Source organism: Salinicola lusitanus (assembly GCF_003206045.1).
In the GTDB taxonomy this organism is placed as follows: Bacteria; Pseudomonadota; Gammaproteobacteria; order Pseudomonadales; family Halomonadaceae; genus Salinicola; species Salinicola lusitanus.
In genome coordinates this window covers 646,954-667,271 of record NZ_PZJM01000004.1, presented here as the reverse complement: position 1 = coordinate 667,271, position 20,318 = coordinate 646,954, and the positions used below count along the sequence as shown (strand labels likewise).

18 protein-coding genes are annotated in these 20,318 nt (G+C 64.5%); 14 read left to right on the top strand and 4 right to left on the bottom strand.

Annotated elements, in window-relative coordinates; all coding sequences use genetic code 11:
• Positions 1-47 precede the first annotated feature (47 nt).
• The 9 genes from DOM45_RS10420 to sthA all read left to right on the top strand — a co-directional run bounded on the left by DOM45_RS10420 (position 48) and on the right by sthA (position 8,786).
• Entirely contained in the window at positions 48-1,397 is a 1,350-nt protein-coding gene (locus tag DOM45_RS10420) for a Na(+)-translocating NADH-quinone reductase subunit A (RefSeq protein ID WP_110600166.1), read from the top strand.
• Between the two features lie 2 nt (positions 1,398-1,399).
• Entirely contained in the window at positions 1,400-2,644 is a 1,245-nt protein-coding gene (locus tag DOM45_RS10415; RefSeq protein ID WP_110600164.1) for an NADH:ubiquinone reductase (Na(+)-transporting) subunit B, read from the top strand.
• Positions 2,641-3,420 carry a Na(+)-translocating NADH-quinone reductase subunit C gene (locus tag DOM45_RS10410; RefSeq protein ID WP_110600162.1) on the top strand — a complete coding sequence of 260 codons (780 nt, stop codon included), beginning with the start codon at positions 2,641-2,643 and terminating at the stop codon, positions 3,418-3,420. Before DOM45_RS10415 ends, DOM45_RS10410 begins: the two co-directional genes overlap by 4 nt.
• A gap of 2 nt (positions 3,421-3,422) precedes the next feature.
• Positions 3,423-4,103: an NADH:ubiquinone reductase (Na(+)-transporting) subunit D gene (locus tag DOM45_RS10405; protein ID WP_110600160.1), complete on the top strand. Its 681-nt coding sequence runs from the start codon at positions 3,423-3,425 to the stop codon at positions 4,101-4,103.
• Positions 4,096-4,716 (top strand): NADH:ubiquinone reductase (Na(+)-transporting) subunit E, encoded by a 621-nt coding sequence (nqrE, locus tag DOM45_RS10400; RefSeq protein WP_110600158.1) that lies wholly within the window; start codon positions 4,096-4,098, stop codon positions 4,714-4,716. The genes DOM45_RS10405 and nqrE overlap by 8 nt, the downstream gene beginning before the upstream one ends.
• Positions 4,717-4,781: 65 nt before the next feature.
• Entirely contained in the window at positions 4,782-6,014 is a 1,233-nt protein-coding gene (gene nqrF, locus DOM45_RS10395) for an NADH:ubiquinone reductase (Na(+)-transporting) subunit F (protein ID WP_110600156.1), read from the top strand.
• Positions 6,011-7,051, top strand: coding sequence for an FAD:protein FMN transferase (locus DOM45_RS10390; protein WP_110600154.1), 1,041 nt, complete (start codon positions 6,011-6,013; stop codon positions 7,049-7,051). The genes nqrF and DOM45_RS10390 overlap by 4 nt, the downstream gene beginning before the upstream one ends.
• An 11-nt stretch (positions 7,052-7,062) precedes the next feature.
• Complete coding sequence (gene nqrM / locus DOM45_RS10385; protein WP_110600152.1) at positions 7,063-7,320, top strand: (Na+)-NQR maturation NqrM; 258 nt, start codon at positions 7,063-7,065, stop codon at positions 7,318-7,320.
• A 74-nt stretch (positions 7,321-7,394) separates the two neighbouring features.
• Positions 7,395-8,786: a Si-specific NAD(P)(+) transhydrogenase gene (gene sthA / locus DOM45_RS10380; RefSeq protein WP_110600150.1), complete on the top strand. Its 1,392-nt coding sequence runs from the start codon at positions 7,395-7,397 to the stop codon at positions 8,784-8,786.
• A 61-nt stretch (positions 8,787-8,847) separates the two neighbouring features.
• Here sthA and DOM45_RS10375 read toward each other — a convergent pair whose 3' ends face one another.
• The 3 genes from DOM45_RS10375 to DOM45_RS10365 all read right to left on the bottom strand — a co-directional run bounded on the left by DOM45_RS10375 (position 8,848) and on the right by DOM45_RS10365 (position 11,868).
• On the bottom strand, positions 8,848-9,759 hold the full coding sequence (locus tag DOM45_RS10375; protein WP_110600148.1) for a DNA replication terminus site-binding protein: 912 nt from the start codon (positions 9,757-9,759) through the stop codon (positions 8,848-8,850).
• A gap of 147 nt (positions 9,760-9,906) precedes the next feature.
• Positions 9,907-10,806 (bottom strand): carbon-nitrogen hydrolase, encoded by a 900-nt coding sequence (locus DOM45_RS10370; protein ID WP_110600146.1) that lies wholly within the window; start codon positions 10,804-10,806, stop codon positions 9,907-9,909.
• A gap of 9 nt (positions 10,807-10,815) precedes the next feature.
• Complete coding sequence (locus tag DOM45_RS10365) at positions 10,816-11,868, bottom strand: agmatine deiminase family protein (RefSeq protein WP_110600144.1); 1,053 nt, start codon at positions 11,866-11,868, stop codon at positions 10,816-10,818.
• Between the two features lie 287 nt (positions 11,869-12,155).
• On the opposite strand from DOM45_RS10365, the gene DOM45_RS10360 reads away from it, so the two are divergent.
• The gene (locus DOM45_RS10360; RefSeq protein ID WP_110600142.1) at positions 12,156-13,397 is read left to right on the top strand and encodes a lipoprotein-releasing ABC transporter permease subunit; all 1,242 of its coding nucleotides are present in this window, start codon (positions 12,156-12,158) and stop codon (positions 13,395-13,397) included.
• On the top strand, positions 13,390-14,103 hold the full coding sequence (locus tag DOM45_RS10355; protein ID WP_110600140.1) for an ABC transporter ATP-binding protein: 714 nt from the start codon (positions 13,390-13,392) through the stop codon (positions 14,101-14,103). The genes DOM45_RS10360 and DOM45_RS10355 overlap by 8 nt, the downstream gene beginning before the upstream one ends.
• A gap of 112 nt (positions 14,104-14,215) precedes the next feature.
• Here the strand turns inward: DOM45_RS10355 and DOM45_RS10350 are convergent, their stop codons facing one another.
• A complete protein-coding gene (locus tag DOM45_RS10350) occupies positions 14,216-14,746 on the bottom strand; it encodes a DUF2062 domain-containing protein (protein ID WP_110600138.1) in 531 nt (176 codons plus the stop codon).
• 147 nt (positions 14,747-14,893) lie between these two features.
• Here DOM45_RS10350 and DOM45_RS10345 point away from each other — a divergent pair, with 147 nt between their 5' ends.
• From DOM45_RS10345 to lpxK, 3 genes are all read left to right on the top strand, one after another.
• Positions 14,894-17,200 carry a DNA internalization-related competence protein ComEC/Rec2 gene (locus tag DOM45_RS10345; protein ID WP_110600136.1) on the top strand — a complete coding sequence of 769 codons (2,307 nt, stop codon included), beginning with the start codon at positions 14,894-14,896 and terminating at the stop codon, positions 17,198-17,200.
• 124 nt (positions 17,201-17,324) lie between these two features.
• Positions 17,325-19,064: a lipid A export permease/ATP-binding protein MsbA gene (gene msbA, locus DOM45_RS10340; RefSeq protein WP_110600134.1), complete on the top strand. Its 1,740-nt coding sequence runs from the start codon at positions 17,325-17,327 to the stop codon at positions 19,062-19,064.
• Positions 19,061-20,125, top strand: coding sequence for a tetraacyldisaccharide 4'-kinase (gene lpxK / locus DOM45_RS10335; protein WP_110600132.1), 1,065 nt, complete (start codon positions 19,061-19,063; stop codon positions 20,123-20,125). The genes msbA and lpxK overlap by 4 nt, the downstream gene beginning before the upstream one ends.
• The last annotated feature ends 193 nt before the right edge of the window (positions 20,126-20,318 follow it).

The following is a 20,318-nucleotide window of genomic DNA, read 5'->3' as shown; positions in this document are numbered from 1 at the left end:
GTCGGCTCTTTCCTTACGAATATCAGATTCGACAACTGGGCGAGACTATGATCGAAGTCAAACGAGGCCTGGATCTCCCCGTCGCGGGGGCGCCGGAGCAGCGTCTCGACGAGGGGCGCGCCGTGCGTCACGTCGCGCTGCTCGGGTCCGACTATGTCGGCATGAAGCCGACCATGGAGGTCCGTGAAGGCGACCGCGTCAAGCGGGGCCAGGTGTTGTTCACCGACAAGAAGGTGCCGGGGGTGCGCTATACCGCGCCTGGCGCCGGCGAAGTGGTTGCCATCAATCGGGGTGAGAAGCGTCGCCTGTTGTCGGTCGTCATCAAGCTTGATGAAGAAGAACAGAGCGAAACGTTCACGGCGTATGGGGTGGACGGGTTGGCGTCGCTCTCACGCCAGCAGGTGGTCGATCAACTGGTCGCGTCCGGCCTGTGGACGGCGTTGCGCACGCGGCCGTTCTCCCGGGTCCCGGCGCTCGATGCGGTGCCGGCGGACATTTTCGTGACGGCCATCGACACCCATCCGCTGGCGGCAGATCCCAGGGTGATCATCGATGCCGACAGCGATGCCTTCCGTCAGGGGCTGGAGGTGATCCGGCATCTGACCCCCGGAAAGCTGTTCGTGTGTCGCCGTGGCGACAGCCCCTTGCCGGGAGATGACCTCGACGGCGTCGATGCCCAGGGCTTCGACGGCCTACATCCCGCCGGTCTGGTGGGGACGCATATTCATTACCTTTCGCCGGTGGGACTGCAGCGCCAGGTGTGGCATCTCGACTACCAGGACGTGATCGCCATCGGCAAGCTGTTCGTCGAGGGCCATCTCGACCCGACCCGCGTCGTCGCCATCGGCGGCCCGCGGGCCAAGAACCCCCGCCTGGTCCGGACGCGGCTGGGCGCGAGCAGCAGTGAGCTGCTCGAGGGCGAGATCGAGCAGCCGGAGGGGACGCGGGTCATCTCGGGATCGATCTTCGGTGGCACGCAGTGCGAGGGGAGCCGCCAGTTCCTGGGGCGCTTCCATCGTCAGTTCTCGCTGCTGGAAGAGGGCAACAAGCGCGCCTTCATGGGTTGGCTGTCGCCCGGTCGCAATCGCCATTCGGTGATGGGGATCTACGTCTCCCAGTTCCTGGGACTGCCCAACTACGCGCCCAATACCTCGACCAACGGCTCCGAGCGCGCCATGGTGCCGATCGGCGCATACGAGAAAGTGATGCCGTTGGACATCATGCCGACCCAGTTGCTGCGCTCGCTGATCGTCGGCGACATCGAATCGGCGATGCAGCTCGGCTGCCTGGAACTGGACGAGGAAGACCTCTCGCTTTGCACCTACGTGTGCCCCGGCAAGTACGAGTATGGTCCCATCCTGCGCGACAACCTGACCATGATCGAGAAAGAGGCCTGACGATGGGGATTCGCAACACGCTCGACAAGCTGGAGCCTCATTTCGAGAAGGGCGGCAAGTACGAGAAGTTCTACGCCCTCTACGAGGCGGTCGACACCATTTTCTACTCGCCGCCCAGCGTCACCAAGAGCATGACGCACGTGCGCGACGGGATCGACCTGAAACGCATCATGATCACGGTCTGGGCCTGTACTTTCCCGGCCATGTTCTTTGGCATGTACAACGCCGGCTATCAGGCCAACCTGGCCATTGCCGATGGTTTCAGTGCGATCGGTGGCTGGCGCGAGACGCTGACCATGGCGCTGGCGGGTAGCCACGATCCGGCGAGTATCTGGGCCAACTTCGTCCTTGGCGCCACCTACTTCCTCCCCATCTACCTGGTGACGTTCGTGGTGGGCGGTTTCTGGGAAGTGCTGTTCGCGGTCAAGCGTGGCCACGAGGTCAACGAAGGCTTCTTCGTCACCTCCGTGCTGTTCGCGCTGACGCTGCCGGCGACCATTCCGCTGTGGCAGGTGGCACTCGGCATCACCTTCGGCGTGGTGATCGGCAAGGAGATCTTCGGCGGTACCGGCAAGAACTTCCTCAACCCGGCCCTGACCGGACGTGCCTTTCTCTACTTCGCCTATCCGGCCCAGATCTCCGGTGACAGCGTCTGGGTGCCGGCCGACGGCTATACCGGCGCCACGGCGCTCTCCAATGCGTCGCTCAACGGCATGGAAGGCCTGCATCAGCAGTACAGCTGGTGGGATGCCTTCTTCGGCTTCATCCAGGGGTCGGTGGGAGAGACCTCGACCCTGGCGATTCTAATCGGTGCGGCGGTGCTGCTGCTGACGCGTATCGCCTCCTGGCGCATCATGGCCGGTGTCATGCTCGGCATGATCCTGACCTCCACGCTGTTCAACTTCGTCGGCTCCGACACCAATCCGATGTTCGCGATGCCGTGGTACTGGCATCTGGTGCTGGGCGGGTTCGCCTTCGGCATGGTGTTCATGGCCACCGATCCGGTGTCGGCCTCCATGACCGATCGCGGCAAGCTGATCTTCGGTGCGCTGATCGGGGTAATGACGGTGCTGATCCGCGTGGTCAACCCGGCATTCCCCGAGGGCATCATGCTGGCGATCCTGTTCGCCAACCTGTTCGCGCCCCTCATCGACCACTATTTCGTGCAGGCTAACATCCGGCGACGCCAGAAGCGGCTCGCGAGCCTGGCGCCGGCGCCCACGCCCACCGAGAAGGAGGCTGTCTGATGGCGAGCAACAACTCGATCAAGAAGACGCTGATCGTCGCATTCTCACTTTGCGTCGTCTGCTCGGTGGTCGTCTCTTCCGCAGCCGTGGTTCTCAAGCCGAAGCAGGTTCAGAACCAGGAGCTGGATCGCAAGAGCAACATCCTCCAGGTGACCCAGCTCTACAAGCCGGGCGACGATGTCGAGGAGAAGTACGCCGAGCTGATCACCCCGCGGGTGGTCGATCTCAAGACCGGCGAATATTCCGACGACCTGGATCCGGACAGCTACGACCAGTTCGATGCCGCCAGGGACCCGGCCACCTCTCGCACGCTGTCGGGTGAGGACGATATCGCCGGCATCGGGCGTCAGGAGAACTACTCCACGGTCTATCTGGTCGGCGATCCCGACGATCCGGAGCAGATCGTCATGCCGATCCGGGGCCAGGGGCTGTGGGGCCTGATGGAAGGTTTCTTGTCCGTGCGTGGCGACGGCAATACCATCGTGGGGCTATCCTACTACGACCAGTCGGAGACGCCGGGCCTCGGTGGCGAGGTCGACAACCCGCGCTGGAAGGCCAAGTGGGACGGCAAGAAGATCTACGAGGGCGATGATTTCCAGGATCCTCAGATTCAACTCGTGAAAGGCGGTGCCAGCGGCGAATACGAAGTCGATGCGCTGTCGGGGGCCTCGCTCACCAGTCGGGGCGTCACCAACATGTTGCGGTTCTGGCTGAGTGACGAGGGCTATGCCCCGTACCTGGCCCGATTCCACGACGATTCCCAAGGAGGTGCGTGAAGATGGCTACCGACTCCGTGAAAGACGTCGTCCTGTCGCCGGTGTTCAAGAACAATCCGATTGCCTTGCAGGTGCTCGGGATCTGTTCGGCGCTGGCGGTGACCAACTCCATGAGCGTCTCGCTGGTCATGGGTCTGGCGGTGATTGTCGTCACGGCCTTCTCCAGCATGTTCGTATCGTTGATCCGCAATCACATCCCATCGTCGATCCGCATCATCGTGCAGATGACGATCATCGCGTCGCTGGTGATCGTGGTCGACCAGGTGCTGCGCGCCTATGCCTACGACATGTCCAAGCAGCTGTCGGTGTTCGTCGGCCTGATCATCACCAACTGCATCGTCATGGGGCGTGCCGAAGCCTATGCCATGCAGAACGGGCCGGTGATGAGCTTCCTCGACGGCGTCGGCAACGGCCTGGGATATGCGGTGATCCTGCTGATCGTCGGTTTCGTACGTGAACTGCTGGGCTCCGGCAGCGTGTTCGGCCTGACGATCCTGCCGACCGTCCAGAGCGGCGGCTGGTACGTCCCGAACGGCCTGATGCTGCTGCCGCCGTCCGCGTTCTTCGTCATCGGGCTGATGATCTGGGTACTGCGCTGGTTCAACCCGGAGCAGATCGAGAAGACCGAATATCGCATCGTTGCCAACAGCAAGGCCAAGATCAAGGAGACCGCCAATGTTTGAGCACTATCTCAGCCTGTTCGTGAAGGCGGTCTTCGTCGAGAACATGGCGCTGGCCTTCTTCCTCGGCATGTGTACCTTCCTGGCCGTGTCCAAGAAGATCTCCTCGGCCATCGGCCTGGGCATCGCCGTGATCGTGGTCCTGACGATCACCGTGCCGGTCAACAACCTGATCCTGAACTACCTGCTCAAGGCGGGCGCGCTGAGCTGGACCGGCCTGGAAGGGGCGGAGAACATCGACCTCAGTTTCCTGGGACTGTTGAGCTACATCGGCGTCATCGCCGCCATCGTCCAGATTCTGGAGATGTTCCTCGACAAGTTCGTGCCGGCACTCTACAACGCCCTGGGTGTGTTCCTGCCGCTGATCACGGTCAACTGCGCCATCATGGGGGCGTCGCTGTTCATGGTGCAGCGCGACTATACCTTTGGCGAGTCGGTGATCTACGGCGCTGGCGCCGGCGCTGGCTGGGCCCTGGCCATCATGGCGCTGGCGGGTATCCGCGAGAAGCTCAAGTACAGCGATGTACCGGGCAGCCTGCAGGGTCTCGGCATCACCTTCATCACGGCCGGGTTGATGTCGCTGGGCTTCATGTCCTTCTCCGGCATTCAGCTCTGACACCAACATGACCGGGTGGCGTCGTGACAGCGGCGCCGCCGCAAACAGGAATATAGGAATCCGACATGGTTGATACATCCATCATCGTGCTCGGCGTCGTCATGTTCACCGTGATCGTGCTGGGTTTGGTGGCCATCATTCTGGCGGCGCGCAGCCGGTTGGTGAGCAGCGGCGACGTGGCGATCGAGATCAATGGCGACCCTGACAACACCGTGACCACCCAGGCCGGTGGGAAGCTGCTGCAGACGCTCGCCGCCAACGGTATCTTTCTCTCCTCGGCGTGTGGCGGCGGCGGCTCCTGCGCCCAGTGCAAGTGCCAGGTGAGTGACGGCGGCGGCTCGATCCTGCCGACCGAAGAGTCTCACTTCACGCTGCGCGAGAAGAAGGAGGGCTGGCGCCTCTCCTGCCAGGTGCCGGTCAAGCAGGACATGAAGATCCGCGTCCCCGACGAGGTGTTCGGGGTCAAGAAGTGGGAATGCGAGGTGACGCAGAACCCCAACGTCGCGACCTTCATCAAGGAGCTCAACCTCAAGTTGCCGGAAGGCGAGGAAGTCGCCTTCCGGGCCGGCGGCTACGTGCAGCTGGTGGCGCCGCCCTACGACATCAAGTTCTCGGACTTCGATATCGAGGAGGAGTACCGCGGGGACTGGGAGAAATTCGGCCTGTTCGACATCTCGCACAAGAGCGACGAGGAGGTGATCCGCGCCTACTCGATGGCGAACTACCCGGAAGAGAAGGGGCTTCTCAAGTTCAACATCCGTATCGCGACGCCGCCGCCCAAGTCGAACCATCCGCCGGGCCTGATGTCGACCTACGTCTTCGCGATGAAGCCGGGCGACAAGGTAACCGTGATGGGGCCGTTCGGCGAATTCTTCGCCAAGGATACCGACGCCGAGATGGTGTTCATCGGCGGCGGCGCGGGCATGGCGCCGATGCGCAGCCATATCTTCGACCAGCTCAAGCGGCTGAAGTCGTCGCGCAAGATGTCGTTCTGGTACGGTGCGCGCTCCTGGCGGGAGACATTCTACAACGAAGAGTACGACCAGCTGGCCGAAGAGTTCGACAACTTCGAGTGGCACCTGGCGCTCTCCGATCCCCAGCCGGAAGACAACTGGGAAGGGCCCACCGGGTTCATTCACAACGTGCTCTACGAGAACTACCTCAAGGATCACCCGGCACCGGAGGATTGCGAGTACTACATGTGCGGGCCGCCGATGATGAATGCCTCGGTGATCAAGATGCTGACCGATCTTGGCGTCGAGCCGGAGAACATTATGCTGGATGACTTCGGCGGATGATCGGATCGCAACGGCGCCGAGCGACAGGGCCGATCCTTCTGGGGTTGGCCCTGTTGCTATTCGCACTGCTGGCCGGGTGCGAGCGTGACCCTCAGTCCTACCGGCTGGAGGGGCCGATCTTCGGTACCGGGTTCCATATCACCTTCTACGGCGACTACGACGACGACCAGCTCGCCGACATCGAGCGCTCGGTCAAGGCGGCACTGGATCGGGTCGATCACCTGATGTCGACCTACAAGCCGGACTCCGAGCTCTCCAGGTTCAATCAGGCGCCGGTCGGGGAGCCGTTCCAGCTCTCGCCGCAGACCGCGGAAGTGGTCCGCGAGGCCATTCGGGTCGGTGACATCTCCGACGGTGCCTTCGATGTCACGGTCGGTGCGGCGGTGAACCTGTGGGGATTCGGGCCGGACAAGCATCCGGATCGCGTACCCGGCGACGACGCCATCGCCAAGGCGCTGCAGGAGGTCGATTACCAGGCGCTGAAGCTCGATGGCAATACCCTGACCAAGACCAAGCCGGTCTATGTCGATCTGTCGGGCATTGCCAAGGGGTATGGCGTTGACGCCGTGGCGCGGGCCCTGGATGCCCTGGGCGTGCAGCGCTACCTGGTCGAGGTGGGTGGCGAGATCCGCACGCGGGGCAGCAAGCCCGGCGACGAGCCGTGGCGGATCGCGGTGGAAAAACCGATCTCGAACGAGCGCAGCGTGCAGCGTATCATAGAGCTGGACGATTCGGCCGTGGCGACATCGGGCGACTACCGTAACTATTTCGAAAGCGACGGCAAGCGATACTCGCACACCATCGATCCGCGCACCGGCCGGCCCATACAGCATCACCTGGTCTCGGTGACGGTGATCACGTCCGACTGCATGACGGCCGATGCGCTGGCCACGGCGGTGGAGGTCATGGGGCCGGACGCGGGCTATGCCATGGCCGAGCGGGAAAACCTGGCGGTCTATCTCGTTGTCAAAACCCCGGATGGCTTTGAAACTCGGGCCTCGACCGCGTTTCAGCGCTACCTGAAAGACTCGGATTAGGAGGATCAGTCATGACGATCTGGATTCTGGCCTTTGCCATCATGCTGCTGCTGGTCGGTGGCATGGCGATCGGCGTCATCCTCGGGCGCAAGCCCCTCGCCGGCTCCTGCGGCGGTCTCAACACGCTGGGCCTGAAGAACGGGTGCGAAATCTGTGGCGGCAACGATGAGGTCTGCGAGGAGGAGAGTCGCAAGAACCTGGCCGGAGCGCGTCGGCGCAGCGACGAGAATCGCGGCGCGGACCTGGGTTACAACGCCGTCAAGCGTTGAGCGACATGCGGGGCAACGGCGTCGCCACGAGCCAATCGAATCGGAAGCCATCGGGTAAGGAGTAGGCGAAGCACATGGCAGTTCACAATTACGACCTCGTGGTCATCGGCTCGGGGCCCGCGGGAGAGAGCGCGGCAATCAACGCGGCGAAGCATGGCAAGCGTGTCGCCATTGTCGAGCGGCAGTCCTCGGTCGGTGGCAACTGCACGCACTGGGGGACCATCCCCTCCAAGGCGCTGCGGCACCAGGTCAAGCAGATCATGCAGTTCAACACCAACCGCATGTTTCGCGATATTGGCGAGCCCCGCTGGTTCTCGTTTCCGAAGGTTCTGGAACGCTCCCGGGTGACGATCGATCAGCAGGTCGAACTCCGCACCAAGTTCTACTCCCGCAACCGTATCGATCTGTTCTTCGGCGTGGCCCGTTTCCGCGACGAACACACCGTCGTGGTTCGCGACAATCACGAAGGCGCGGAAGAGCTCAGTGCGCCGCAGTTCGTGATCGCCACCGGGTCGCGCCCTTACCGGCCGGCGGACGTCAATTTCCGTCACCCGCGGATCTACTGTTCGGACACCATTCTCGGCCTGTCGCATACGCCGCGCACCCTGATCATCTACGGTGCCGGTGTGATCGGGTCAGAGTACGCCTCCATCTTCTCCGGCCTGGGCGTCAAGGTCGACCTGATCGACACTCGTGAGCGGCTGTTGTCGTTCCTCGACGACGAGATCAGCGATGCGCTCTCCTATGAGCTGCGTAACTACGGCGTGCTGATTCGGCACAACGAAGAGTATCGCAGTGTCGAAGGGGATGAGGCCGGTGTGGTGGTCAATCTGGAGTCCGGCAAGCGTCTGCGCGCCGATGCCTTCCTGTGGGCCAACGGACGCACCGGCAATACCGACGAGCTGGGGCTGGAGAACATCGGGCTGGAAGCCAACGGTCGCGGCCAGTTGCAGGTGGACGACCACTATCGTACGGCGATCCCGCACATCTATGCGGTGGGGGACGTGATCGGCTGGCCGAGCCTGGCGAGTGCGGCCTACGACCAGGGCCGCAGTGCCAGCGACGAGTTCCTCGGCGAGGATTTTCGTTTCGTCGACGATATCCCCACCGGCATCTACACGATTCCCGAGATCAGTTCGGTGGGCAAGACCGAGCGGGAACTGACCGAAGCCAAGGTGCCCTACGAAGTGGCTCAGGCCTTCTTCAAGGATACCGCCCGCGCGCAGATCACCGGCGATACCGCCGGCATGCTCAAGATCCTGTTCCACCGCGAGACGCTGGAGATTCTGGGGATCCACTGTTTTGGCGACCAGGCCTCGGAGATCGTCCATATCGGCCAGGCGATCATGCAGCAGAAGGGCGAGGCGAACACGCTGCGCTATTTCATCAATACCACCTTCAACTACCCCACCATGGCCGAGGCCTATCGCATCGCGGCCCAGAACGGCCTGAACCGGCTGTTCTGAATCCGGCCAGCCAGCGCGCCCGGCCAGTCGGGCGCGCCCGGGCTGACTCAGGCGAGTCGAGTCATGGCTTCTCTGTCGTTTGCTGACGTTCGATAGCGATCTGCAGCGTCGGGTTGCGATAGCGATAGACCCGCAGGCTCTTCAGAAACACATCGTCTTCCAGCCGCTGATCGGATCGACGGGCGCGGGTTCGCGTCTTCGGTGGATGTGCCGGCGGATCATTGAGATGCGGTAGCTTCAGCGCGGGGTCCGGGATGAACAGCGGCAGCGGCAGGTTCATGGCCCGACGCATGCGCCCATCCTCCAAAGCCTCGCGGAAGAACAGATTGGCTCGCATCACCGGCGCCTGCTGCTGGATCTGTGCCAGGGGTTCGTCGCTGGGGATGTCGGCGAGCTTGCGCATTTGAATTTGAATGTGCTGCGCCGCCAGATCCATCTGCTTCAATCGGGCTTCTGCATCGGCAACGCTGAGGCGCTTGATCGAGCGGCCGCTGGTATACCAGGCAAGCCTGATGCGCGAGAGCGGCGCGTCGGCGACCGGCAACTGGCGCCAGCACTGCTTGAGATGCAGGCGGGCCAGCCCCTGGCCCCGCAGGTGGTCGTGCAGCACCGGATGTCGGAAGGGCAGGACGGCCTTGATCTCGGGGATCAATCTCGGCGCGGAGTGACGGATGCGTTTCAGTGTCGCGGCAAATCGTGCCTTGGCGTGGTTGACCGCTTCGACCGCGTCCATGATCGCCGGTCCGGCGACGATCACACCGATGTAGTTGCGCGTTTCACGACCATCCTGCCCATCCTGATACCAGAAATCGGTCAAGGCGCGGCGGAGCCAGCTGGCGTCGACGGCCGAATCGCCCAGTGCCCAGGCGGGTGTCGGGTCGTCGGCGTAGGCTGTTGCCAGGTGCTCGACCGCATCGATCAGGTGGTCGAAGTCGGATTCGAGCTCGGCCAGCAGGCGATACTGCAGTTCCATTGACGGGTCCCGAGAGGTGGCTTTCGGTTTATACCGTTATCTTAACTGCTGTTGCAAGTGGCGGGAAGCGGTGGGTTGGTGCCCACACCGGAACTTGGCCGACAGCGCTGCCGCCGTGTCCGGCGGCAGCGACACGACGAGAGCGGGTCAGCGGTCGCGGTAGCGGCGGGTCAGGTCGGCGTAGGCATCGACGCGGCGGTCGCGCAGGTAGGGCCAGATCCGGCGAACGTCCTCGCTGCGTGACAGATCGACATCGACCAGCAGGTTCTCGCTCGCTTCGCCGGCATGGGCCAGCAATTCGCCCTGAGGACCACAGACGAAACTGCCACCCCAGAAGTCGATGCCTTCGCCAACCTGCGATAGATCGGCTTCATGGCCGACGCGGTTGGCGACGAGGACCGGCAGGCCGTTGGCGACGCCATGAGAGCGCTGGATCAAGGTCCACGCCTCTTTCTGGCGCTGCTTCTCCGCGGCGTCGTCCGAGGGCGTCCAGCCGATCGCCGTGGGGTAGAGCAGCAGGTCGGCGCCCGCCAGGGCCATGAGACGGGCGGCTTCCGGATACCACTGATCCCAGCAAACCAGTACGCCGAGGCGGCCGACGGAGGTGTCGATCGGCTCGAACCCCTGGCTCGCGTCCTCGTCGCCCGGGGTGAAGTAGAATTTCTCGTAGAAGCCGGGATCGTCGGGAATGTGCATCTTGCGGTAGTGTCCGACGCGGCCTCGGGTGCGATCCAGCACGATCGCCGTGTTGTGATAGAGGCCGGCGGCGCGGCGCTCGAAGATCGAGCCGACGATGACGATGTCCAGCTCTCTAGCCAGCTCGGCCAATCTCTGCCCGGTCGGTCCGTCCAGCGGCTCGGCGAGATCGAAGAGCGCGGTGTCCTCGGACTGGCAGAAGTAGTGGGTCGCGTGCAGCTCCTGCAGCAGGATCAGCTCGGCGCCCTGGGCGGCGAGTTCGCGGATGCCGGCTTCGCTCGCATCGAGGCTGCGCTGTTTTTCCGGCCAGGCCTGCTGCTGCACCAGACCGATCTTGAGTGTCTTGGACATTGTCTCTCCTTAACCTGGGAAGAGTGCGGGGTTCAGCGAACCTCGCGGCAGCTGCATGGTTAGACAGTGGAGACTGCCATGCTGGCGAATGACGGCACGGCAGTCGATCGGTATCACGTCGCGACCGGGGAAGGCCTCGTCGAGCACCTTGAGCGCGCGGTAATCGGCAGCGTCACCGTAGGTCGGCACCAGCACCGCGCCGTTGATGATCAGGAAATTGGCATAAGTCGCCGGCAGGCGATGCCCGTCTTCCGGGTCGAAACATGGCTTGGGCCACGGCAGCGGCAGCAGACGATAGGGCGAGCCATCTTCGCGCCGCAGGGCCTTGAGTTCCTCTTCCATGGCCATCAGCGCTTCATGGTGCACATCGTCGGGGTCATCGCAGCGTACGTAGGCGATCGTCGCGGGATCGCAGAAACGCGCCAGCGTATCGACATGGCTGTCGGTATCGTCGCCCTCGAGATGGCCGTGCTCGAGCCACAGCACGCGAGAAACGCCGAGCTGTTCCGCAAGCTGGTTTTCGATCGCGTCGCGATCCAGGCCCGGATTGCGATTGGGGTTGAGCAGGCAGGCGCTAGTCGTCAGCAGGGTGCCTTCGCCATCGGTATCGATGGCGCCGCCCTCGAGGATCAGCGCTTGCGATACCACGGCGGCCGCGAACAGCTGTTGGTCGGCCAGTGTCCGGGTCAGCGCATCGTCGCGTTCGGCCGCAAACTTGCCGCCCCAGCCGGTGAAGACGTAGTCGAGCAGCTCGAGAGTGCCGTCGCGTTCGATGGCGATCGGGCCGTGATCTCGTGCCCAGGTATCGTCGCTGGGCGCCACTGCGAGATGGTAACGGGCGGCATCGACCCCTAGCGCCGCGAATCGGGCGCCCAGAAGCGCCCGCTGGCGATCGTCGTGGACGACGATCAGCACCGGCTGGTAACGCGTGATCGCGACCACCATCGCTTCCAGCGTCGCCTCGATGTGCTCGAGCAGCGGCGCCCAGTCGCTGGTCGGCGTCGGCCAGGTCAGTTGGATCGCATCTTGCGGGTGCCATTCGGGGAACAGACGCAGGGTCATGGTGTCTCCATTGCGCATAAGGGCCAGTGTGCGTCAGAGCCGATGTCGAGGACGCGGCATTGTAGAGCCTGAGCGTGACGCTGCAAGAGGTCGACCGACACCTGCCGAGGGGCATTCGATCGATAATATCGCCGCCGTTCCACGGTATCCGCCGCCCAATCGCCGACGGAGTGACAGTCTAGCGTGGGGGATGTGGCTGGCAAGCGACAAATCGCGTGGCAGACGAGCGTTTGCCGCAACCGTCAAAACCCGTAACATGAGCCGCTGCTGACAAGGAACCCTACCTGATGCTTGACCGCTTACCCTTTCTGGTGGGCCTGAGATATGTTCGGGCCAAACGACGTAACCACTTCATCTCCTTCATTTCACTCACCTCCATGCTCGGGCTGGCGCTCGGGGTCGCGGTTCTGATCCTGGTGCTCTCGGTCATGAACGGCTTCGATCATGAGCTCCGCACTCGGGTGTTGGGCATGGTGCCGCATACCCGCATCGAGCAGCAGGGCGGCATGCAGGACTGGAAGGCATTGGCCGAGAAGGTCGATCAGCACAAGGATGTGATCGCCTCCGCGCCCTACGTGCAGCAGCAGGGCATGTTCTCGGCCAGCGGTCGCACCCAGGGGGCGATGGTCACCGGGGTACAGCCGGAATATGAGCGCAAGGTCTCGATCATCGGCCAGCACATGCAGGCCGGTTCGCTGGACGATCTGTCGCCCGGCAGTTGGCACGTGGTGCTCGGCTCGCTGTTGGCGCGCAATCTCGGCGTCGGCGTGGGAGACCGGGTCACGCTGCTGGTGCCCGAGGCGTCGATCACACCAGGTGGTGTCTTCCCGCGGCTCAAGCGCTTCACGGTCAGCGGCATCTTCAAGGTGGGAGCCGACCTGGACGCCAATCTGGCCTATGCCAATATCGAGGACATGCAGACACTGGCTCGACTTGGCGACAAGGTCGATGGGCTGCGTCTCGAGCTTGACGATCTTTTCAAGGCGGGTCCGGTGACGCGGGACATCGTCTCGAATCTGGGCGCCGGCTATCGCGGCCTCGACTGGACCTATACCCACGGCAACCTGTTCCAGGCGATCCAGATGGAAAAGCACATGATCGGCCTGCTGCTGATGGTGATCGTCGCGGTGGCGGCGTTCAACATCGTCTCGACACTGGTCATGGTGGTTACCGACAAGCACGCGGACATCGCGATTCTGCGCACCATCGGCGCCAAGCCGAAATCGATCATGGGCATCTTTGTGGTGCAGGGCCTGGCGATCGGGATCATCGGTATCGTGATCGGCGTCATCGCGGGCGTCATTCTGGCGTTGACGGTGTCCGATATCATCGCCTGGTTCCAGGCGGCCACCGGTATTCAGTTCCTCGATCCCAATGTCTATTTCATCAGCTATCTGCCATCGCGGCTCGAAATGAGCGATCTCGTCGTGATCGTCTCCAGCGCCTTCGGCCTGACCTTCCTGTCGACGCTCTACCCGGCCTGGCGAGCGGCGCGAATTCAGCCAGCGGAGGTGCTGCGCTATGAGTGAACTCGACTCTCGATCATCCGCCAGCGGAGACAACATCATGCTCGACTGCCGCCAGCTCACGCGGGTCTACAGCGAGGGGCCGCAGGATATCACCGTTCTGGACCACCTGGACCTTCAGGTGCGAGCCGGCGAGCGGGTGGCCGTCGTCGGCAGTTCGGGCTCCGGCAAGACCACGCTGCTCAATCTCCTTGGCGGCCTGGATCGGCCGAGCGGCGGCGAGGTCATCATCGGTGGCCAGTCGTTGGCGGGGCTGGGCGAGGCGGCGTTGGGCAGTTTCCGCAATCGCTATATCGGCTTCGTCTACCAGTTCCACCACCTGCTGGCGGAGTTCACCGCGGCGGAAAATGTCGCGCTGCCGCTGATCATTCGCGGCCAGACGCGCAAGGTCGCGGTCGACAAGGCGCAGAAGCTGCTGGATCGGGTCGGGATGGCGCCGCGAGGTGCGCACAAGCCGGGCGAGCTGTCGGGCGGTGAACGCCAGCGCGTGGCCATTGCCCGGGCGCTGGTCACCGATCCCAGCCTGGTGCTGATGGACGAGCCCACCGGCAATCTGGATCAGGATACGGCGGGCAATATCCTCGCCATGATGGACGAACTGGCGGCGACCACCGATTGTGCGTTCGTGGTGGTTACCCATGACATGTCGCTGGCGGCGCATCAGGACCGCACGATGCGCCTGGACCGAGGCCAATTGAGCGCCGTCTGACATCGTCGGCTAAAGCCTAAGCCGCCCTGGACGATCAATAGTCCAGGGCGGTTTTTTTTTTGCGTCCGCGCACTCGCCGAGCACGGTATCGATGGCGTCGCCTCGGCGCCGCTCACTGCCGCTGCCGGCGCTGCCGCCGTCTGGCACGTTTGCGCCAGCTACGGTAGATCTGGAACCGCCAGATCAATCGCACCAGAACGTTGCCGGCGGTGGCCAGCACCAGTCCGACGATGACCGAGCCGACCGCCAGCGGCAGGATGATGTGAGCCATCTGCTCGGCGATCCACATGGTGGTGATGTGATCCGGGACCTGACGCGCGGGATAGTTCATGACCCAAGCGCCGACCCGATAGTTGAAGTAGAACACCACCGGCATGGTCAGGGGGTTGGTCAGCCAGACCAGACTGACGGAAAGCGGCAGGTTGGCGCGCAGGCAGTAGGCACCGAATGCCGCCAGCAGCATCTGGCCGGGAATGGGCAGCATCGCCGCGAACAGGCCGACCATGCAGGCGTTGGCGACACTACGGCGAGAGAGTACCCACATCGCCGGATCGCCCAGCATGTGGTGCATGAATCGCAGCGAACGAGTGCGCTGCAGCCTCTCCTGGCTGGGGATGTAGCGTTGTAACCATCGACGAGACATGAGGCCGCTCGCTGGACGAAGAAGGCCCATTATCCATACAACCCCAAGGGCCCGCCATGTTAACTCCTCCATCGAGAAGGCTTGGCCTTGCCGGGCATTGAAGCGAGAAGACGCGCCTGGGCATGGGGCCGTCGTGCCGGCTGGGCCATGCCATTGGCGCTGGCCGCGCTCGCCGGCGCGCTCGCCGGTCAGCGCATCGGCGGCGCGGAAGCCTCACTCTGGGGCCTGCCGTGGGCCATGGCCGGTGTCGGCCTGGTACTGGCGCTCTGGAGACGGTCGCTGTGGGCGGGCCTGGCGACGCTGGCGTTTCTGGTCTGTGCCCATGATGTCGGTCATCAGCGCCACGGCGTGCTGCCTCCGTCCTTGGCGGGACACGAGTTCGTGCTGACCGGTCGCATCCTGTCCCTGGACGCCGATCAGCGCCGTTCCCGCTTCCTCTTCGATATCGATGGCTGTCGTCCCACCGAGCCGGATGACGCCTGTCCCGCGGCCACGCGGGTCAGATTGTCCTGGTACGGCGCCCCCGAGCTGCAGCCCGGGGAGCGCTGGTCGTTCAATACCCGCCTGCGCGAGCCGCTGGGGTTCGCCAACCCGGATACCTTCGATTACGGCGCCTGGCTCTGGCGGGAGGGGATTCAGGCGCTCGGTTACGTTCGCGACGAGTCGCCACGACGCCTCGCGGGGGCCGCTTTCTCCCTGCGTCGGCTGGCGCTCGGTCAGCTGGAGGAGATGGCGCTGTCACCCAGAGGCAAGCGCTGGCTGGCGGCATTGACGCTCGGCGCGGGAGAGCGACTCGACGATGACGATTGGCGGCTGCTCAACGCCACGGGCACGACCCATCTGATGGTGATCTCGGGTCTGCACGTCGGCCTTGTCGCGACGCTTGTGCTATGGCTTCTCCGGCGTCTGTCGCGCTGGTTTCAGCCACTCTCCTGGCGGATGACGGTCTGGCCGTGGATCGGGGCGGGGGTAGCGGCGTTCGCCTATGCCGGGCTGGCCGGCTTCGAGCCGCCCGCCACCCGGGCCGCGATCATGACCGCGGTCGGGCTCTGGGCAGCCAGCGGACGTCACGCCCCCGGCTGGTGGCAAGCCTGGTGGCTGGCCCTGGGGCTGACTGTGATCAGTGACCCGCTCGCGCCCTGGCGGCCGGGTCTATGGCTCTCTTTTCTGGCCGTTGCCGTGTTGATCGTGGCGTGGTCGGGACGCCCCCGTCCCACCGGCTGGAGAGGGTGGGGAATCGCGTTGCTGCGCAGCCAGTGGCTGCTGGCGCCGTTCATGGCGGCAGCGGTGCTCCTCGCCTTCGGGCGCCTGTCGCCGGTGGCGCCGCTGGTCAATCTGTTCGCCGTGCCGCTGGTCGGTAGCGTGATGGTGCCGCTCGGGTTCGTGGGCTGGCTTTTCAGCGGCTGGCCGGCGGTGGCGAGCGGGATCTGGTGGCCCTTCGACCAACTGGCGACGGCGCTGGCCGCCGTTCTCGCCGGCGCCGCCGACAGCTGGCCGTTGTGGAGCCCCGCGCCCTGGTGGCGCTGGCCGATCGCCTCGGCCTTGATGCTGTGGGGGCTGCTGTGGCTGCTGCCCGGTGTGGAGCGGTCGACGCGGGCGTGGGCTTGCCCATCGCTGCTGATACTCGTCGCGCTGCTGCGGGCGCCTGGCCTGGAACGGAACCAACTGGTCGTCACCGTCTACGACGTCGGCCAGGGGCAACTGGTCGAGCTGAAGACGCGGGAGCGGCGCGTGCTAATCGATACCGGCCCCCGTTTCGGCTCGGGATTCATGCCGGCCTCCCTGCTGTGGCCGCCGGGCCAGCGGTTCGACGATGTCGTCGTCACCCACAGCGATACCGATCACTCGGGAGGGGTCGCCGCGCTGCGCCGGGAGCATCGGGTGGAGCGCTGGTGGGCGCCTCGCGGCAACGAACTGGGGTTGCCGTCGCGTCCCTGCGAGGCTGGTGGCGGCTGGCGGGACGGGGAGGCTTCGTGGGGTTTTCTCTCGCCGCCGGCTGGCGATATCGCCGCCAACGCCAACGACCGCTCCTGCGTCCTGCTGGTGACGCTGGGCACGCGCCGGGTGCTGATCACCGGCGACGCCGGGGCGGGTCGGGAGCGTGAGTTCGTCGATGCGCTCGAACGCGGCCCGCTGGGGCGCCGCCGCCTGGATGTGCTGGTGGCAGGCCATCATGGCAGCGCCACCAGCTCGTCACCGACCCTGGTAGCGGCGACGCGCCCGCGCGAGGTGATCTTCAGCAGCGGACGCGGCAATCCGTTCGGCCACCCGGCGCCGGCGGTCGTGCAACGCTTCGTCGATGCCGGGAGCCGGGTCTGGAACACGGCTTATGATGGCGCGGTACGTATCGTGTTGACGCCATCCGAGCTCGAGGTCTCCACCCAACGCCACCCGGGATGGTCGAGCCGGTCGGCTGTCGACGCGGGGGATGTTGGGGTAGAATCCAGCCCCTGATGGGCGCCCGGGGGCGCACAACGGCGGAGCGGGGCTTCGTCGACGTTCGTCCCCCCCGGTGTCCTGGCTGAACGGTGCGCGCAGCGCCGCAGGCCAGACCTTTTTCCAGTCGAACGGAGTTACCGTGTCGCAAGCTTCCAGTTTGGCACTCTATCGACGCCTTCTAGAATACGTCCGCGTAGAGTGGCGTTCGTTCGCCCTGGCGGTGGTCGGCTATGCCATCTACGCCGCCTCGAGCACGGCTCTGGCGGAAATGATGAAACGGCTGATCGACGGGATACAGCATCCCGACGCCGCGTTTCGCTACTTCCTGCCGCTATTCGTGATCGGCATGTTTGCCGCCCGGGGGGTCGGAACCTTTCTCGGCACCTACTTCATGAGCAACGTGGCGCGCAACGTGGTGCATCGGCTGCGCTGCAACGTCTTCAACCACATGCTGCACCTGCCGGGCCGCTTCTTCGACATGCACTCCAGTGGCCATCTCATCTCCAGGGTCACCTATCACGTCGAGCAGGTGACGGGCGCTGCCACCAATGCGATCACGATCATTCTGCGGGAGGGCCTGTTCGTGATCGGCCTGATCGGCTATCTGTTCTGGACCAACTGGATGCTGACGCTGATCTTCATGTGCGTGACGCCGTTGATCGGACTGGTGGTGCGCTACACCAGCAAGCGATTCCGCAAGATCTCCCGGCGTATCCAGAACTCGATGGGGGACGTGACCCACGTCGCCTCCGAGGCGCTGACCGGTTATCGGGTCGTGCGCACCCACGGCGCGGAGGAGTATGAAAAGCGCCGCTTCGAGGCCGCCAGCAACTACAACCGCGAGCAGAGCATCAAGGAGGCGATGACCAAGGCGACCAGTACGCCGGTCATCCAGCTGCTGGTGGCGCTGGCACTGGCGGGGCTGGTGTGGCTGGCGATGGCGCCGGAGTTGATGAACGCCATGACGCCGGGCGAATTCGTCGCCTTCATCACGGCAGCCTCGCTGATGGCCAAGCCGATCCGCTCGCTGACCGACGTCAACAGCATCATCCAGAAGGGCCTGTCGGCGTCCCAGGAGCTGTTCGGCCTGTTGAGCCGCCCGACGGAGCACGACGAGGGCAGCCGGATGCCGCAGCGACTGAAGGGCGACGTCCGCTTCGAAGGGGTGCGATTCGCCTATGACGAAGACCAGCCGGAGGTGCTCAAGGGCATCGATCTCGACGTGCCCGCTGGCCAGATGGTCGCCATCGTCGGACGCTCCGGGAGCGGCAAGTCGACGCTGATGTCGCTGCTGCCGAGATTCTATCGGCCCACCGACGGTCGCATCCTGATCGACGACGTCGATATCCAGGAGTATCGGCTATCGCCGCTGCGCCAGCAGATCGCCCTGGTCTCCCAGCAGGTGACGCTGTTCAACACCACGATCGCCGACAACATCGCCTACGGCGTGCCCGATGCCGGTCGCGAGCAGATCGAGGCGGCGGCCAAGGCGGCCTACGCCCACGAGTTCATCGAACAGTTGCCGAAAGGCTACGACACCCTGGTCGGGGACAATGGCGTCATGCTTTCCGGTGGCCAGCGCCAGCGCCTGGCAATCGCCCGGGCCATCTTCAAGGACGCCCCGGTGTTGATACTCGACGAGGCGACGTCAGCGCTGGATACCGAGTCCGAACGCTATATCCAGCGTGCGCTGGAGGTGGTCTGCCAGGGTCGAACGACATTCGTCATCGCCCACCGGCTGTCGACCATCGAGCGCGCCGATCGAATCGCCGTCATGGATCAGGGCTGCCTGATCGAGAGCGGGACTCACGCCGAACTGCTGGAGAAGGGCGGTGCCTACGCCTCCCTATATCAGCTCCAGTTTCAGGAGGAGGCGTGACCCCGCTCGAGCGCGCCTGGTATCGCGGTTCGGCCTGGCTCGTCCTGCTGGCGCCGCTGGAGTGGCTCTATCGCGCCATCGTCGCGCGCCGGCGAGAGGCCTATCGGACGGGGCGTCGGACGGTATGGCAGCCGCCGGTGCCGGTGGTCGTGGTGGGCAATCTCTCGGTGGGTGGGACCGGCAAGTCGCCGCTGGTCGCCTGGCTGGTGCGCTGGCTGGGCGACAACGGCTGGCGGCCGGGGATCGTCTCCAGGGGGTACGGCGGCAAGGCCGAACGCTACCCGCTGGCGGTGACCGCAGAGACGCCGGTGGCGCAGAGCGGCGACGAGCCGCTGATGCTCGCTCGACAGACCGGGGTCCCGCTGGTCGTCGACCCCGATCGTCCCCGAGCGGCGCGCTGGCTCATCGAGCATGCCCAGTGCGACATCGTGGTCGCCGACGACGGTCTCCAGCATTACGCCCTGGGGCGCACGCTTGAACTGTTGGTCATGGATGCCCGGCGCGGCCTTGGCAACCGGCGCTGCCTGCCGCGAGGGCCGCTCCGGGAGCCTCTCGAGCGCTTGCGCGACGTCGATGCGCTGATCGGCAACGGCGGGGAGGTTCCGCTAGCCGACGATGAAGAGGGCGCAGCGCCCCGTTTTTCGCTGACGCTCTCTCCCGTGGCATGGCGACATCTGGCGAGCGGCGAGCGCCATCCCGTCGAGCATCCGCCATTCGGTCCGGGCGAATCGGTGGCGGCACTGGCCGGTATCGGCCATCCGCAGCGATTTTTCGACACGCTGGAAGCCCTGGGGATCGCCCATGAGAAGCACGCTTTCGGCGACCATCATCGATTCTCGGCGGCGGACCTGCCCAGGGAGGCCGCGGTGGTGATCATGACGGCCAAGGATGCCGTGAAGTGCACGGATTTCGTCGATGACCGCTGCTGGGCGCTGGATGTGGAGGCGAGACCGGAACCGGCTTTCGTCGCCTGGTGGGCCGAGCGGGTCGAGGGTTGGAAGCGTGACCAGGGGTTGCACCCAATGTCGGTGAGCGAAGGCCCGGCCGGGGTGCGTCGCTAAGGCGAACATTGGCGAAGCACGGATCGGACCGGCGCGGCAGGCGGTTGTCAACGCCGTCTTGCCGAGCGCAGGCCGTTGTCTTGCGAGGCCCAGATTCGATTCGCGCCTCGCTGGCGTATCAGCGGCGATGGCGCGATCATGGTGACATGTCTCGGCGCTGGTTTGGCGAACACGCCGACGTACTCGGAATCTC

Bases quoted from the DNA above. Each gene is read 5' to 3' on its own strand.
- DOM45_RS10420 (WP_110600166.1), top strand. From the start codon at position 48: ATGATCGAAGTCAAACGAGGCCTGGATCTCCCCGTCGCGGGGGCGCCG.
- DOM45_RS10415 (WP_110600164.1), top strand. From the start codon at position 1,400: ATGGGGATTCGCAACACGCTCGACAAGCTGGAGCCTCATTTCGAGAAG.
- DOM45_RS10405 (WP_110600160.1), top strand. From the start codon at position 3,423: ATGGCTACCGACTCCGTGAAAGACGTCGTCCTGTCGCCGGTGTTCAAG.
- nqrE (WP_110600158.1), top strand. From the start codon at position 4,096: ATGTTTGAGCACTATCTCAGCCTGTTCGTGAAGGCGGTCTTCGTCGAG.
- nqrF (WP_110600156.1), top strand. From the start codon at position 4,782: ATGGTTGATACATCCATCATCGTGCTCGGCGTCGTCATGTTCACCGTG.
- DOM45_RS10390 (WP_110600154.1), top strand. From the start codon at position 6,011: ATGATCGGATCGCAACGGCGCCGAGCGACAGGGCCGATCCTTCTGGGG.
- nqrM (WP_110600152.1), top strand. From the start codon at position 7,063: ATGACGATCTGGATTCTGGCCTTTGCCATCATGCTGCTGCTGGTCGGT.
- sthA (WP_110600150.1), top strand. From the start codon at position 7,395: ATGGCAGTTCACAATTACGACCTCGTGGTCATCGGCTCGGGGCCCGCG.
- DOM45_RS10375 (WP_110600148.1), bottom strand. From the start codon at position 9,759: ATGGAACTGCAGTATCGCCTGCTGGCCGAGCTCGAATCCGACTTCGAC.
- DOM45_RS10370 (WP_110600146.1), bottom strand. From the start codon at position 10,806: ATGTCCAAGACACTCAAGATCGGTCTGGTGCAGCAGCAGGCCTGGCCG.
- DOM45_RS10365 (WP_110600144.1), bottom strand. From the start codon at position 11,868: ATGACCCTGCGTCTGTTCCCCGAATGGCACCCGCAAGATGCGATCCAA.
- DOM45_RS10360 (WP_110600142.1), top strand. From the start codon at position 12,156: ATGCTTGACCGCTTACCCTTTCTGGTGGGCCTGAGATATGTTCGGGCC.
- DOM45_RS10355 (WP_110600140.1), top strand. From the start codon at position 13,390: ATGAGTGAACTCGACTCTCGATCATCCGCCAGCGGAGACAACATCATG.
- DOM45_RS10350 (WP_110600138.1), bottom strand. From the start codon at position 14,746: ATGTCTCGTCGATGGTTACAACGCTACATCCCCAGCCAGGAGAGGCTG.
- DOM45_RS10345 (WP_110600136.1), top strand. From the start codon at position 14,894: ATGCCATTGGCGCTGGCCGCGCTCGCCGGCGCGCTCGCCGGTCAGCGC.